This window comes from Acidovorax soli (assembly GCF_014207955.1).
Lineage (GTDB): Bacteria > Pseudomonadota > Gammaproteobacteria > Burkholderiales > Burkholderiaceae_C > Acidovorax > Acidovorax soli_A.
Window position 1 is genome coordinate 142,182 of sequence record NZ_JACHLK010000010.1, and the last position, 13,644, is coordinate 155,825.

At 67.8% G+C, this 13,644-nt stretch carries 12 protein-coding genes and 3 tRNA genes; 11 read left to right on the plus strand and 4 right to left on the minus strand.

All coding sequences use genetic code 11. From position 1 onward, the window contains the following. Positions 1-14: 14 nt before the first annotated feature. Positions 15-88 (plus strand) — tRNA-Cys (locus HNP48_RS23085). Positions 89-261: 173 nt separating this feature from the next. Then, positions 262-777 (plus strand): DUF1697 domain-containing protein, encoded by a 516-nt coding sequence (locus tag HNP48_RS23090; RefSeq protein ID WP_184861498.1) that lies wholly within the window; start codon positions 262-264, stop codon positions 775-777. A gap of 172 nt (positions 778-949) precedes the next feature. Here HNP48_RS23090 and HNP48_RS23095 read toward each other — a convergent pair whose 3' ends face one another. Then, a complete protein-coding gene (locus tag HNP48_RS23095) occupies positions 950-1,996 on the minus strand; it encodes a hypothetical protein (protein WP_184861500.1) in 1,047 nt (348 codons plus the stop codon). A 449-nt stretch (positions 1,997-2,445) separates the two neighbouring features. On the opposite strand from HNP48_RS23095, the gene HNP48_RS23100 reads away from it, so the two are divergent. Beyond that, positions 2,446-2,521 (plus strand) — tRNA-Gly (locus HNP48_RS23100). 145 nt (positions 2,522-2,666) lie between these two features. After that, positions 2,667-2,759 (plus strand) — tRNA-Leu (locus tag HNP48_RS23105). A gap of 157 nt (positions 2,760-2,916) precedes the next feature. On the opposite strand, the gene HNP48_RS23110 is transcribed toward HNP48_RS23105, so the two are convergent. Further along, positions 2,917-3,927: a tripartite tricarboxylate transporter substrate binding protein gene (locus tag HNP48_RS23110; protein ID WP_184861502.1), complete on the minus strand. Its 1,011-nt coding sequence runs from the start codon at positions 3,925-3,927 to the stop codon at positions 2,917-2,919. Continuing rightward, positions 3,924-4,919, minus strand: coding sequence for a tripartite tricarboxylate transporter substrate binding protein (locus tag HNP48_RS23115; protein WP_184861504.1), 996 nt, complete (start codon positions 4,917-4,919; stop codon positions 3,924-3,926). Before HNP48_RS23115 ends, HNP48_RS23110 begins: the two co-directional genes overlap by 4 nt. 154 nt (positions 4,920-5,073) lie before the next feature. Here HNP48_RS23115 and HNP48_RS23120 point away from each other — a divergent pair, with 154 nt between their 5' ends. The 7 genes from HNP48_RS23120 (at position 5,074) to HNP48_RS23150 (ending at position 13,172) form a co-directional block, all read left to right on the plus strand. After that, entirely contained in the window at positions 5,074-6,525 is a 1,452-nt protein-coding gene (locus HNP48_RS23120; protein WP_184861506.1) for an FAD-dependent oxidoreductase, read from the plus strand. A gap of 76 nt (positions 6,526-6,601) precedes the next feature. Next, a complete protein-coding gene (locus HNP48_RS23125) occupies positions 6,602-7,444 on the plus strand; it encodes an IclR family transcriptional regulator (protein ID WP_184861508.1) in 843 nt (280 codons plus the stop codon). Between the two features lie 41 nt (positions 7,445-7,485). Then, positions 7,486-8,781 (plus strand): aconitase X catalytic domain-containing protein, encoded by a 1,296-nt coding sequence (locus HNP48_RS23130; RefSeq protein ID WP_184861510.1) that lies wholly within the window; start codon positions 7,486-7,488, stop codon positions 8,779-8,781. Continuing rightward, on the plus strand, positions 8,778-9,239 hold the full coding sequence (locus HNP48_RS23135) for an aconitase X swivel domain-containing protein (protein WP_184861512.1): 462 nt from the start codon (positions 8,778-8,780) through the stop codon (positions 9,237-9,239). Before HNP48_RS23130 ends, HNP48_RS23135 begins: the two co-directional genes overlap by 4 nt. Then, positions 9,236-10,936, plus strand: coding sequence for a dihydroxy-acid dehydratase (locus tag HNP48_RS23140; protein WP_184861514.1), 1,701 nt, complete (start codon positions 9,236-9,238; stop codon positions 10,934-10,936). The genes HNP48_RS23135 and HNP48_RS23140 overlap by 4 nt, the downstream gene beginning before the upstream one ends. Positions 10,937-11,063: 127 nt before the next feature. Then, positions 11,064-12,194: a porin gene (locus HNP48_RS23145; RefSeq protein WP_184861516.1), complete on the plus strand. Its 1,131-nt coding sequence runs from the start codon at positions 11,064-11,066 to the stop codon at positions 12,192-12,194. Positions 12,195-12,209: 15 nt separating this feature from the next. Beyond that, on the plus strand, positions 12,210-13,172 hold the full coding sequence (locus HNP48_RS23150) for a tripartite tricarboxylate transporter substrate binding protein (protein WP_184861518.1): 963 nt from the start codon (positions 12,210-12,212) through the stop codon (positions 13,170-13,172). 40 nt (positions 13,173-13,212) lie between these two features. Here the strand turns inward: HNP48_RS23150 and HNP48_RS23155 are convergent, their stop codons facing one another. Further along, positions 13,213-13,608: a nuclear transport factor 2 family protein gene (locus HNP48_RS23155; protein WP_184861520.1), complete on the minus strand. Its 396-nt coding sequence runs from the start codon at positions 13,606-13,608 to the stop codon at positions 13,213-13,215. Positions 13,609-13,644: the final 36 nt, after the last annotated feature.

The window sequence follows — 13,644 nt, forward strand, 5'->3', positions numbered from 1 at the left end:
AATCTGAGGCTCACGGCGCGATAGCAAAGCGGTTATGCCCCGGATTGCAAATCCGGTTAGACCAGTTCGACTCTGGTTCGCGCCTCCAGAATTTACCAAGCCAGTACTGAAAAGCCTGCTATCGAATCGGTAGCAGGCTTTTTCACTTTTGGATTACTGGAGGGTCGGCTGGTCATGCCTGTCGCTGTGTTTTGACAGCCGCCACCGCCGGTGGGCGCTCCGACGGCAGTAGACTTTTGGCAAACCACCTCCGGAGTGATTGTGGAACGCTATGTCGCTTTTCTGCGGGGCGTCAGCCCCATGAACTGCAAAATGCCAGCGCTCAAGCGCTGTTTCGAGGCTGCCGGTTTTGGCGATGTGAAGACGCTTCTGTCCAGTGGCAACGTGGCGTTTTCGGCCGAGCCCGAGATCGTTCCCATCCTGGAAAGCGCAGCCGAAGCCGCGATGGAAGAACACCTGGGGCGGATTTTTCAAACCATTGTCCGCCCGTCTTCATTCCTTCAGGGTCTTGTGGCGCGACAGCCGTTCGCGGACTTCACGCTCTCCGCTAAGGCGAAACCGGTCATCACCTTTCTTCGCAGGCCCTATGAAGGAGAGATCGTGCTTCCGATAGAGCAGGCGCAGGCCTCCATCTTCAAGCTGGAGCGGACAGAAGTATTTTCGGCCTATGTTCCGGACGAGAAGGGCACTGCGCTCGGGGCCTTGCTGGAGCGGAAATTCGGCAAGGCCATCACCACAAGAACGCTGGAAACCGTGCGCAAGTGCGCGGCGTCTTAGGGGTGCTGTGCCGCCTTCCGCAGCCGCCTGCCCGCACGCCCTGAACTTCGCGCCCAGGCGGCCCACCGCAGCCAGGCCGCAGCAGGCAGGAGGTCGTGTACCCTGCCTTTGCCCGCCGCTACCCGGGTGTCCAGGCGCCCACCAGAAGAAGGTGCGCGCTGGCCTGGGCGTTTCAGAGTCGCGTGTAGCAGCCCTTGCCCGCGATCGAAAGGTCGGCCGTGCGCTCGACGATGGCCGCGTCCGGCAGTACGGATGGCGTGCTGTCGGCCAGGATGCACAGCGATGCGCCCTTGCGCGCCCAGACTGCGGGGGTGACCACGGGGACCGCGGCGGGCACCGTCCAGGTGCCCCAGAAGGCGGTGGCCGTGGCGGTGCTGCCGGTGCGGGCGAGCACGAAGCTGCCGCCGCCACCGGCCGGGCCGGGCGCCGCGCTGCCCGTGCCCGTGCAGTTGGCGCCGCTGTACATCACCAGGCCGAGCGTCACGTTCACGCGGGTTTCGCTCTCGCGCGTGATGCGCCAGAGGTTGCGGCCCCATTGGTTTGGCCGCACCTGGCTGCACAGGTCCTGCTGCCAGTCGCCATCGGGCAGCGCGACGCTCGTGGCGCAGGCCACCTCCACCGCGCCCACATTCGCGCTGCCCACGGTGCCGCTGCCATTGCGCACGGTGCAGCCCTGGCCGGAGGGCTGGGTGCGGATGGTGACGGCATAGGCCGCGCCGCCGGCCAGCGCCGCCGGGAAGGTGAAGCCGCCGTTGCTGCCCACCGCCAGGTCGTCGCCGCCGTTGTTCTGCAGGGTGAGGCTGGTGCCTGCGGCCAGGCCGCTCACGTTGCCGCCCACGGTGAAGCGCGCGGGCGGCAGGTTGCCGCACTGCACTGCGATGTTGCCCACGTTGCTGTTGGCCGTGCCGCTGCCCTGGGCCACCGTGCAAGTCTGGCCGGCCGGCTGGCTGCTCACCGTCACCGCGTAGGTGCTGCCGGCAGCGATGCGGCGGCCGAAGGTGAAGCCGCCATTGGCATTGACCGCGAGATCGGCGGTGCCGTTGTTCTGCAGTACCAGGCGGCCGTTCGTGGCCAAGCCGCTGATGCTGCCGCCGAGCGTGTAGCCGTCGCCGACCGGGGGGGGGCCGTTGTCCTCATCGCTGCCGCCGCCGCAGCCAGTGAGGGCCAGTGCCATCGCCGTGGAGGCAAAAAGGGCAACACGCTGTGTGCTGATGTGCATGGTCATTCCTTTGCTGATGGAAGAAGAACAACCGGCAATTGGAACGGCCTGCGGCCCGCCTGTGTTTGTCAGTTCTGACAGTAGACGGGGAGCCTGTGTGCAGTGGCGTGGCGCTCTCTTTTTTCCGCGCCGACGCAGCGCAATCCTTCGGGGAGGGGCTGGTTCGTGTGCGGGCCTGCACACTTCACACCGGTTCCGTAGTAGCATGGAAGCGCCGCAGCACCAGCGGCTTCCTCCCTCGTGACCAGCACGAGTTCAAGCCCGTCTCCATACGGGCTTTTTTCCGCGCGGAGCACGCCCGACCTGTGAGAAGCGCACAGGGCTGGATGGAGGGCAACACACCTCGTGCGCAAATTTTTTTGCGCCGAAGTTTGCAAGCCAGAAAAATGGCGCTATAATTTGAGTCTTGCTGATGCAGACTGACGGTAACGAAAGCAGCACAGTAAAATGCGGGAATAGCTCAGTTGGTAGAGCGCAACCTTGCCAAGGTTGAGGTCGAGAGTTCGAGACTCTTTTCCCGCTCCAGATTCAAAAGGGAAGCTTAGGCTTCCCTTTTTTCTTGGTGTTGCAAGGTGGGGCCCGTGGTGGTGCCTTGTGACCGGATGCGACAGGGCAGCACGGCAGGCCTGCATGTGCGTGCCCACGCTGTGCTGCAATGCCTGCAGCCAGCGCCCCGATGGTGAAATTGGTAGACACTGCGGACTTAAAATCCGCCGCTTTCCTGAAAAGGGGCGTGCCGGTTCGACCCCGGCTCGGGGCACCAATGACGGTTTGCAGCTATCCATTGCATGGCTGGCTATGCCGAAATTTCCGCCGCTGTACCGCAATCACCTTGCGGGCCTGGCCCCTTCCTCACTGCTTTCCTTTCTTTTTTTGCGTCCGCTTGCACACCGTGCCGCACGAGAGCCTGGCATCCGCCGCTACTGTTTCGTGAGCCCGAGCTTGCGGATGGTTGCCCCCCACTGGTCGTAGGTCGCGCGCGTGAGCGCGGCGAGTGCGGCGGGGCTGGAGGACTCGGCCTCGTAGGCGCCCTGGCGGAAGAAGTCGCGCGTGGCCGGCATGGCCAGCACCTGGGCCAGTGCCGCGTTGAGCTTGTCAAGCACTGGTGCCGGCATGTGCGCCGGCCCGTAGAAACCGAGCCAGCTCGCCATGTCGATGCCGTTCACGCCCTGCTCGCCCATGGTGGGCACATCGGGCAGCAAGGGGCTGCGCTGGGGGGCGGCCACGGCCAGCATGCGCACCTTGCCGGTGGCGGTGTTCTGGATGGCGTTGGGCGCGGCATCGAAGTAGAACTGCACACGGCCCGCGAGAAAATCCTTGGCCGCGTCGGCGCCGCCTTTGTAGGGCACGTGCACCGCGTCCAGCCCGGCCTGGCGCACGAAGGCCTCGCCGTAGATGTGCGACGAGGTGCCGGTGCCGAAGGAGGCATAGCCGATCTTGCCCGGGTTGGCGCGGATGTAGTCCACCAGCTCGCGCACCGAGCGCGCGGGCACGCTCGTGTGCACGGTCAGCACCAGCGGGCCGCGCGCGCCCAGCGAGATCGGTGTGAGGTCCTTGAACGGGTCGTAGCGCACGTTGGCCAGGGTCTGCGGGTTCTGCGCGACCACGGAAGAGGGCGCATACATCATGGTGTAGCCGTCGGGCGCGGCGCGTATCACCTCTTCGGTCGCGAGGATGAAGCTCGCGCCGGGGCGGTTCTCCACGATCACCGGGGTCTGCAGCACCTCGCCGAGCTTGGTGGCGACAAAGCGCGCCTGCGCATCGGAGGCGCCGCCGGCCGCCAGGCCCAGCACGATGCGGATGGTGCGGCCTTTGGCGGGGAAGGGCTCGGCGGCCGGGGCGCCCAGTGGCGACAGGGCCGCGCCGAGTGCGCCGAGCGCCAGCCCGGTGGCCAGGCGCCGGCGGGCAAGGTCGTGGGGCAGGGTGCTCATTGCTTGGTCAACCCCACTTGTTGCACCATCGCGCCCCATTGCTCGTAGGTGGTGCGCGTGATGCTCGCGAACTCCTGTGGCGTGGTGCTGCCGGCCTCGTAGCCGCCGTTGCGGTAGAACTCGCGCACCTGCGGCATGGCCAGCACCTGGGCCAGCGCGGTGTTGAGCTTCTCGACCACGGCCTGCGGCATGCGCGCCGGCCCGTAGAAGCCCAGCCAGCTGGGCAGATCGAGGCCTGCATAGCCCTGCTCGGCCAGGGTGGGTACCTCGGGCAGTGCCGGAATGCGCGCACTGGCCGCCACGGCCAGCACCTTCACCTTGCCCGTGCCGGCCGTGATGATGGCCGACGAGGCAGAGTCGAACATGTACTGCACACGCCCGCCGATGAGGTCCTTGGCCGCGTCGGAGCCGCCCTTGTAGGGGATGTGCACCGCGTCGATGCCGGTTTTCTTCACGAAGGCCTCTCCATAGATGTGCGACGAGGTGCCCGCGCCGAAAGATGCGTAGCTGACCTTGCCGGGGTGGGCCTTCACGTAGGCGACCAGTTCCTTCACGTTGTTCACCGGCACGCTGGTGCTCAGCGACAGCACCAGCGGCCCGCGCCCGCCCATCGAGATGGCCGTGAAATCCTTGAACGGGTCGTAGGGCACCTGGGCGAAGGTGTGGGGATTTTGCGCCATCGTGGACGAGGGCGCATACATCAGGGTGTAGCCGTCGGCAGGCGCGCGCGCCACCTCGCTGGCCGCCAGCATGGTGCTGGCGCCGGGCCGGTTGTCGACGATCACGCTGGTGCCCAGCACCTCACCGAGCTTCTGCGCCACGATGCGCGCCTGCGCATCGGTGCCGCCACCGGCCGTGAAGCCCACGACGATGCGGATCGGCTTGCCGCGTGCCGGAAAGTCCTGTGCCATGGCCTGCGGCGCCATGACCAGAAGGGCCGCGGCGCCGACGGCCAGGCCGAAGGCACGGCGGGTGCCGTGAAGTTGCTTCATCGATGTCTCCTTGGTTGTTGTTTGTATTTTGATCTTTGAAATCACAAAAAGTCCATATAAGTCCGGGAAAACCCGGAGTTCAGGCCTTTTTGTTTTGACAAAATGGAAGATGAAATCATAATTCAGCGAAATCGATCACCAAGGCAGCTACTCCATGAAAACAGTCGTCCGCACCGACGAGCGCATCCTGACCTCCGACATCTTCGACCGCGACAGCCGCACCAAGCGGCCCGACCACGGCAGCTGGGCCGAGCCCGGCAAGGACATTCCGGTCTACCACCGCTGTGGCGTGCTGGTGGTCGGTGGCGGGCCTTCGGGCACCGCGGCGGCCGCTGCGGCTGCACGGGCCGGTGCCGATGTGGCGCTGCTCGAGCGCTACAACCACCTGGGCGGCCTGTCCACCGGCGGCCTGGTGATCTGGATCGACCGCATGACCGACTGGGAGGGACAGCTCGTGATCCGCGGCTTTGCCGAGGAGCTGTTCGACCGCCTGCCGGCCGACGCCATTGCCGGCCCGGTGCGCGAGGACTGGGGCTCGCAGGACGCGGCCAAGGCCGCGCACTGGTCGCAGCGCACCGCCGCCTACCATGGCGTGGTCACCTGGTCGCCCACGGTGGACCCCGAGCGCCTGAAGCTCCTGAGTCAGGAGATCGTGCTGGAGCGCAAGGTCAAGCTCATCTACCACTCGTGGGCCGCCATCCCCATCGTGCAGGACGGGGTTGTGAAGGGCGTGGTGTTCGAGAGCAAGGAAGGCCGCATGGCCATCATGGCCGACGTGGTGGTCGACGCCACCGGCGACGGCGACCTGTTCGCCCGGGCCGGTGCGGCCTACGTGAACGACATCGAAGAAGCCGACGTGCACCACTGCATGAACACCTCCTGGCTGTTCGGCGGCGTGGACATGAACCGCTGGATCGACTTCAAGGCCGGCCAGCCCGAGGCCTTCTCGGCCTTCATGGCCCAGGGGCGTGCACAGCTCGGCCTGTTCGAGCGGCCTTTCGTCTCCTGGCGCAACGATGTGGCGCTGTTCATGGGGCCGCGCCAGTCGGGCTATTCGGCGCTGGATGTGGACGACCTCACCGCCGTGGAGGTGCGCTCGCACCGTGCCATGGCCGCGCACCTCGACTACTTCCGTGCCCATGCGCCGGGCTTCGAGGATGCCTTCCTGATGCTCAGCGCGCCGCAGATCGGCGTGCGCCATGCGCGGCGCCTGACCGGCGTGGGCGCGGTACTGCGCAGCCAGTGGCCCGACGGCGTGGCGCTGTCCGACGAGATCGGCGTCACGCCCGCGGTGTCGCCCAAGTTCCCGAACATCTCCATCCCTTACGGGGCGCTGGTTCCGCAGCAGCTCGACGGCCTGCTGGCCTGTGGGCGCCACATCTCGTGCGACCGCAACTCGCACGGCTTCATGCGCGAGATTCCGCAGTGCTGGATCACCGGCCAGGCGGCCGGCGTGGCGGCGGCCCTGGCCTCGCAAGGCGGAATCCAGCCGCGGGCGGTGGACGTGGCGGCGCTGCAGGCTGCGCTGCTGGCGCAGGGCGTGTACCTGCGCCCGGGTGCCGGGCAGGGCGCCCAGGTGCCCGTGGCGGCCGAAGCCAGTGCATGAGTGATTTGCCGTGCACCTGACCGATTCTCCTTCGCCAGCCTCTACAGTGCAGAGTCTTGCAAAGGGTTCTTCCACCATGTCCACTGACAAAAACGACGCCTCCCTGTCCGCCGCCGAATCCGCCGACGCGCGCGGCGACCGCTCCGATACCGTGAGCGCGCTGGAGCGCGGCATCTCGGTGCTGCGCTGCTTCAGCGAGGACCGCCCGGTGCTCGGCCATGCCGACATCGCGCGCATGACCGGCATCCCGCGGCCCACGGTGAACCGGCTGGTCGCCACGCTGCTCTCGCTGGGCATGCTCAAGGCCGCGCAGGCGGCCGACCGCTTCATGCTCGGGCCGGGCGTGGTGTCGCTGTCGCGCGTGTTCCTGGGCAGCCTCGATGTGCGCGCCGCAGCGCGCCCCAGCATGCAGGCCATGGCCGAGGAGGTGGGTGCCTCGGTCTACCTGGCGATACGCGACGGCATGGAGATGGTGCTGATCGAGGCCTGCCGGCCGCGTTCGTCGATGCTGTCGGCGCGGCTGGACGTGGGCTCGCGCGCGCCGCTGGCCAACTCGGCCCTGGGCCGCGCCTACCTGTCGGCCCTGCCCGAGGCGCAGCGCAACCAACTGATCGACTCCATGCGCCTGCTGCGCGGCCCCGAATGGGACAGCATCGCCCCCGGCATGAACCGCGCCATCGGCGAGGCCCGGCGCCTGGGCTACTGCCTGTCGCTCGGCGAATTCCACCGCGAGATCAATTCGGTGTCGGTGCCCCTGATCGGGCCCGATGGCGAGGTGATGGCGCTCAACGGCGGCGGGGCGGGCTTCGTCTTCACCGAAGAGCGCCTGCGCAGCGAACTGGCGCCGCGCCTGCACGACATCGCGCTCTCCATTGCGCGCGACATCGGCGGCCATGTGCCGACCCCTTTGCCGGGATAGCCCCGGCCGAACCCCACGAAAAAGAACGGAGACAACAGGCCATGTACCTGAGCGATGAAGAACAAGCCATGCTGGACGGCCGCGACGGGCCGGCCCTGCAGAAGGCGATGGACCTGCTGGTGCGCTACGGCGAGGCCCTGGGCGCCGAGCGCCTGGTGGAGACGCGCAACGTCTGCGCCAGCATCACCTCGACCACGCCCTTCCAGCGCGATTTCGCGCTGGCCAAGGGCGGCGGCATGGACGCGGTGTTCTCCGAATTCAGCCTGGACAGCCAGGAGACCGTGCAGATCCCCAAATTCAAGGTCTTCACCAGCCACCTGCAGCTGGGCTTTGACCCCGGCCAGCCCGAGCGCATGGGCGTGAGCGAGGCGGTCGTGAACTTCTACCACGAGAGCGAGCGCCACGCGGCCGGCCTGGGCGCGCAGATCATGAACACCTGCACGCCCTACCAGGTGGGCAACATCCCCACGCGCGGCGAGCACTGCGCGTGGATGGAGTCGTCGGCCGTGGTGTACTGCAACTCGGTGCTGGGCGCGCGTACCAACACCGAAGGCCGCGAGAGCACCGGCGCCGCCATGCTCACGGGCCGCATTCCCTACTGGGGCTACCACCTGGACGAGAACCGCCATGCCACGCATGTGGTGGAGCTCGATGTCGAGGTGGAATCGGTGCAGGACTGGGGCCTGCTCGGCTACTTCATGGGCGAGCATGTGCAGGAGCGTGTGCCCGTGGTGCACCGCAAGGGCGGCATTGGCCGCGTGCCCAACCTGCCGCGGCTCAAGCACTTCGGCGCGGCGGCTTCGTCTTCGGGCGGGGTGGAGATGTACCACATCGTCGGCGTCACGCCCGAGGCGCTGACGCTGGAGCAGGCCCTGGGCGGGCGCAAGCCGGTGCAGGTGCTGCGCTACGGCGCGGCCGAGCGCCGCGCTACCTACGAAAAGATCAACGCCACCGGCAAGAACGCCGAGATCCAGTACGTGATGCTGGGCTGCCCGCACTACACCATCGAGCAGATCTGGGAGGCGGCCCAGCTCATCGAGGGCCGCAAGGTGCACCCCGATTGCGAACTGTGGATATTCACGCCGCGCGCCATCAAGTCGCTGGCCGACCGCAATGGGTATACGAAGATCATCGAAGACGCGGGCGGCATCCTCATGACCGACAGCTGCTCGGCCATGAGCCGCGCCGTGCCCAAGGGCACGAAGACCGTGGCACTCGACTCGGCCAAGCAGGCGCATTACCTGCCCGCCATCCTTGGCGTGCAGGCCTGGTTCGGCAGCACGGCCGAATGCATCGATGCGGCCTGCACCGGCCGCTGGAACGGGGGCCAGGCATGAGCGGCAGCACCATCGTGATCGAACGCGCCCTGGTGATCCGCGGCCGCAAGGTGGTGGGCGGCGTGGCTGAGGGCGAGGCCCTGGTCACGCGCGACCGCATCTCGGGCTGGGGCGGCATCGACCCGCGCACCGGCACCGTCGTTGAAACCCGGCATGCATTGCGCGGCCAGAGCTTTGCCGGCAAGGTGCTGGTGTTCCCCGGCGCCAAGGGCTCGTCGGGCTGGTCGGCCATGTTCCACATGACGCGGCTCATGAACGTGGCGCCGGCAGCCTTTCTGTTCAACGAGATGACGACCAAGATGGCGCTGGGCGCCGTGGTCACGCACGCGCCGGCCATGACCGACTTCGACCGCGACCCGCTGGCCTGCATAGCAACCGGCGACTGGGTGCGTGTGGACGCCGATCGCGGCGTGGTCGAGATCACCAAGAAGAACCCCACCACCGGAGACCGCCCATGACCCGCCCCCTGCGCAGCAATTTCCCGCGCGGCTCCTACCTCTGGTCGGTGCGCAATGCGCATTGGCGCGCCCTCGGCATCCCCGAGGAGGACTGCGAAAAGCCCAAGATCGCCATCGTCAACAGCTCCTCGGAACTGGCCGCCTGCTTCAGTCACCTGGACCAGGTGGCGGCCGAGATCAAGACCGCCATCCGCGCCGCGGGCGGCGTGCCCTTCGAGATCCGCACGGCCGCGCCCAGCGATTTCATCACCGGCGCAGGGGCGCGCGGCGCCTACATGCTGGGGGCGCGTGACCTGGTGACCAACGACATCGAGGTCGCGGTCGAAGGCGCGCAGCTCGACGGCATGGTCTGCCTCACGTCCTGCGACAAGACCGTGCCGGGCCAGCTCATGGCGGCGGCGCGCCTGAACATACCGACGCTGCTCGTGCCCTGCGGCTACCAGCCCAGTGGCGAGTACCGCGGCCAGCACATGGACATCGAGGAAGTGTTCATCGGCGCCATGCATGCCGTGACCGGCCACTTGCCGGTGGAGGAACTGGTGGGCATGAGCCGCGAGGCCATCCGTGGGCCGGGCGTGTGCTCGGGCCTGGGCACGGCCAACTCCATGCACATCGTGTGCGAGGCGCTGGGCCTGGCCTTGCCCGGCAGCGCGCCGGTGGCCGCGCTGAGCACCAAGATGATGGCCGACGTGCGCGCGGCCGGGGCACGCATCGTGCAGATGGTGCTCGATGACTTGAAGCCGCGCGACATCCTCACCCCCGGCGCCTTTGCCAACGCGGTGCGCGCAGTGCTGTCCATCGGCGGCTCGCTCAATACCGCCAAGCACTTGCAGGCCGTGGCGACCGAGGGCGAGACCGGGGTCGACGTCTACGGCCTGTTCGAAAGCCTGGGCCCGACGACCCCGGTGCTCGCGGGCGTGCGGCCCATCGGCCAGCATTCCATCGAGGCCTTCGAGGCCGCGGGCGGTTGCCGTGCGCTCATGAAGCAGCTCGCGCCGCTGCTTGACACCGGCGCGCTCACCGTGACGGGTGCCACCGTGGCCGACAACCTGCGCGATGCCGAAGTGGCGGATGCCGAGGTGATCCGCCCCATCGGCAAGCCCGTGGCGCCGCTGCCGGCCATCGTGCTGCTGCGCGGCAATCTGGCGCCCGAGTCGGGCCTGATCAAGACCGGCATCGTGGAGCGCAAGGTGCGCCGCTTCACCGGCCCGGCCGTGTGCTTCTGGACGTCGGATGCGGCCATAGCCGCACTCAAGGCCGGCAGCATTGTGCCCGGCCAGGTGGTGGTGATGCGCGGTGCCGGCGCCTGCGGTGGCCCGGCCATGGGCGGCGGTGCCTCGCGCGTGGTCTTTGCGGTCGATGGCGCAGGCCTGGGCGACCAGGTCGCGATCCTGACCGACGGCCACCTCTCGGGCCTGGTCTGCAAGGGCCTGGTCGTTGCCGAGGTCTCGCCCGAGGCGGCGCTGGGCGGGCCGCTCGGACTGGTGCGCGATGGCGACGTGATCACCATCGACCTCGATGCGCGGCGCCTCGATATCGCGCTGACCGATGCCGAACTGCAGGCGCGCCGCGCCGACTGGCAGGCGCCAGCGCCGGCCTTCGATACCGGCTGGCTGCAGCAGTACCGGCGCAACGTGAGCCCGCTGTCCAAGGGCGCAGTGCTGGTGCGCACCGAACGCACCGAGCTGTCCGGCTAAGCCCCTTTCCCCCGGCCTTCGCCAACCGGTGCGGACCTGTGTCCGCCCCCGGTGGCGCAGCCATGCGCGATTTTCGAGTGAGCGAGTTGTTCAACCCAGAGAAGAAAGAAGCAGGAGACAAAGCACCATGAAGACAAAGCAACTGTGGATCTGTTCGGCCATTGCACTGGCCTCAAGCGCGGCGCACGCGCAATCGAGCGTCACCCTGTTCGGTGTGGTGGACCTGGGCGTCCAGTACACCAAGGGCGCGGGCGCCGGCTCGGTCAGGGCACTGTCCAATGGCGGCCTCTCGACCAGCCGCATCGGCTTTCGCGGCACCGAGGACCTGGGCGGCGGCCTGCGCGCGGGCTTCTGGCTCGAAGGCAGCCTGAACCCCGACAGCGGCACCGGCCGCGCGACCAACACCAACAACCAGCCCACGGGCGCGACCACGGCGGGGGGGCTTACCTTCGACCGCATGTCCTACGTGAGCCTGTCGCACGACAGCTGGGGCGAGGTTCGCCTGGGCCATGACTTCATTCCCACGCACTACAACAGCATCTATTTCGACCCGTTCAACGCCAACGGCGTGGCGCGGGCCGGCAACCTCACGTTTGCGGGTGTGGGAACCGGGCCCTTGCCCACGGCCATCACGGGCAGCAACACGGTGAGCTACTGGCTGCCGGGCAAGCTCGGCGGTGTCTACGGCATGGCCATGGCGGGCACCGGCGAGAACGATTCCAGCGTGGCGAACAGCGACGACGGCAACTTTGCCGGGGCGCGCCTGGGCTATGCCTCGGGCCCCTTTGACATCGCGGCGGCCGTTACGCGCTCGCAGTTCAGCAGCACGGCCGCCATCGGCAACTACACGCATGCCAACATCGGCGGCACCTGGGATGCGGGCTTTGCCAAGTTCTTTGCGCTCTACAACCGGGTCACGGTCAAGCTTGCGGCCGGCACGGTGCGCAAGAACACGGCCGAGATCGGCGCGCACATCCCGGCCGGTGAGGTGGGCCGCATCCGGCTGAGCTATGCCGTTCTGGACGACCGCAGCGACAGCGGCCTGCGCACTGCGGGTGGTCTGGCGCGCAGCGGCGACGACGCGCGCCAGCTCGGCGCCGGCTACGTGCACAACCTGTCCAAGCGCACGGCGCTCTACGGCACCTATGCCCGGATTTCGAACAAGGGCGAGGCGCGCTACGTGGTCAGCGGCGGCGCCGCACCGGCCAGCGGGCGCAGCTCGTCGGGCTGGGAATTCGGCGTGCGCCACCTCTTCTGAGAAAGGGGGCGGCACATGCAACGCAGACAGCTCATCACCCTGGCGGCCGGCGCAGCGCTGCCGGCGGCGCAGGCCTTCGGGGCCGAGCCATTTCCGGACAAGCCCTTGCGCATGATCGTGGGCTTTGCGGCCGGCGGTGGGGCGGATTCGCTCACGCGCATCATCGCCGAAGGCCTGTCCAAGCAGCTGGGCCAGCAGGTGATCGTGGAGAACCGCCCCGGCGCCGATGGCGTGCTGGCGGCCCAGGCCGTGTCGTCCGCCAAGGCGGACGGCTACACCCTGCTCATGGGCACCAACACCGCCATGGTGGCCGCGCCCACGCTGCGGCCCACGCCGCCGTACGACCCGTTCAAGGCCTTCACGCCCATCAGCTCGGCCGGCCAGTTCTCGATGTTCCTGGTGGTGCCCTCCAGCCTGCCGGCCAAAAGCGTGAGTGAGCTGCTGGCCCTGGTCGCGGCCAAGCCCGGCGCCTACAACTCGGCATCGAGCAACAGCGCCTCGGAACTGGCCATGCTGCAGCTGCTGGGCGAGCAGCGCAAGGTGGTCAACGCGCGCTACAAGGGCGACATGCAGGCCATGACCGACCTGTTGGGCGGGCAGATCCACATGATGTTCACCACCGGCACGCTGGCGCCGGGCTTTGTGAAGGAGGGGCGCATCCGCGCACTGGCTACGCTGCTGCCCCAGCGCAGCGGCCTGCTGCCCGAAGTGCCCACGGGCACCGAGCTCGGGCTGGGCTCGCTCACCATCACGCCCTGGGCCGGTTTCTTCGGGCCGCCGGGGCTGCCGCAGACCATCACCGACAAGCTGTCGCGCGAGCTGCAGAACACCTTGAAGCGGCCCGAGGTGCACGCACAACTGGTGCAGCAGGGCTTCGAGGGCTATGGCATGAACCCTGCAAAGTTCGCCGAGTTCTTTCGCACGCAGTACGACGCCTTCGGCGCCACGGTCCGCCAGCACAACGTGAAGTTCGAGTAGCCGCGCTGCATGGCGGCAAGCAGGGGCGGTGGTCGCCGAATCAGGTGATGCTCATCGCCAGCGGCGTGGTCTGGAATGCGATCTGCCGCCAGGGGCCCTGGGCGCCGTCCTGAGTCCACACCTGCAGCACGCGCGAATCGATGCGCACGGTGCCGCTGCCGTCCTTGCGCACGGCCACCAGCATCTGGCGGCCGGTCATCACCGCGCTGTGGCCCAGCACCTGCACCTTGAGATCGGAGCGGTCGATCTGCTGGTAGTCCACATGCGTGCCCCCGGATCGGAAATAGCTGTCGTAGTCATCGGTCTGGCCCTTGGCGTGCACATGGGTCAGGCCAGGATGCAGGATTTCGCGCAGCCGCGCATAGTCGGCGCGCTTCATGGCGTCGCAGCGCTGGGTTTCCAGGTCCAGCAGCAGGGATTCGGTGTCGGTGGTCATGGTCGTCGGGTGTGAAGGGGAAGAGAGGATGGATGC

Excerpts from the sequence above, each read along its gene's own strand:
- HNP48_RS23115 (WP_184861504.1), bottom strand. The coding sequence starts at position 4,919 with ATGAAGCAACTTCACGGCACCCGCCGTGCCTTCGGCCTGGCCGTCGGC.
- HNP48_RS23150 (WP_184861518.1), top strand. The coding sequence starts at position 12,210 with ATGCAACGCAGACAGCTCATCACCCTGGCGGCCGGCGCAGCGCTGCCG.
- HNP48_RS23095 (WP_184861500.1), bottom strand. The coding sequence starts at position 1,996 with ATGCACATCAGCACACAGCGTGTTGCCCTTTTTGCCTCCACGGCGATG.
- HNP48_RS23135 (WP_184861512.1), top strand. The coding sequence starts at position 8,778 with ATGAGCGGCAGCACCATCGTGATCGAACGCGCCCTGGTGATCCGCGGC.
- HNP48_RS23120 (WP_184861506.1), top strand. The coding sequence starts at position 5,074 with ATGAAAACAGTCGTCCGCACCGACGAGCGCATCCTGACCTCCGACATC.
- HNP48_RS23110 (WP_184861502.1), bottom strand. The coding sequence starts at position 3,927 with ATGAGCACCCTGCCCCACGACCTTGCCCGCCGGCGCCTGGCCACCGGG.
- HNP48_RS23155 (WP_184861520.1), bottom strand. The coding sequence starts at position 13,608 with ATGACCACCGACACCGAATCCCTGCTGCTGGACCTGGAAACCCAGCGC.
- HNP48_RS23125 (WP_184861508.1), top strand. The coding sequence starts at position 6,602 with ATGTCCACTGACAAAAACGACGCCTCCCTGTCCGCCGCCGAATCCGCC.
- HNP48_RS23140 (WP_184861514.1), top strand. The coding sequence starts at position 9,236 with ATGACCCGCCCCCTGCGCAGCAATTTCCCGCGCGGCTCCTACCTCTGG.
- HNP48_RS23130 (WP_184861510.1), top strand. The coding sequence starts at position 7,486 with ATGTACCTGAGCGATGAAGAACAAGCCATGCTGGACGGCCGCGACGGG.
- HNP48_RS23145 (WP_184861516.1), top strand. The coding sequence starts at position 11,064 with ATGAAGACAAAGCAACTGTGGATCTGTTCGGCCATTGCACTGGCCTCA.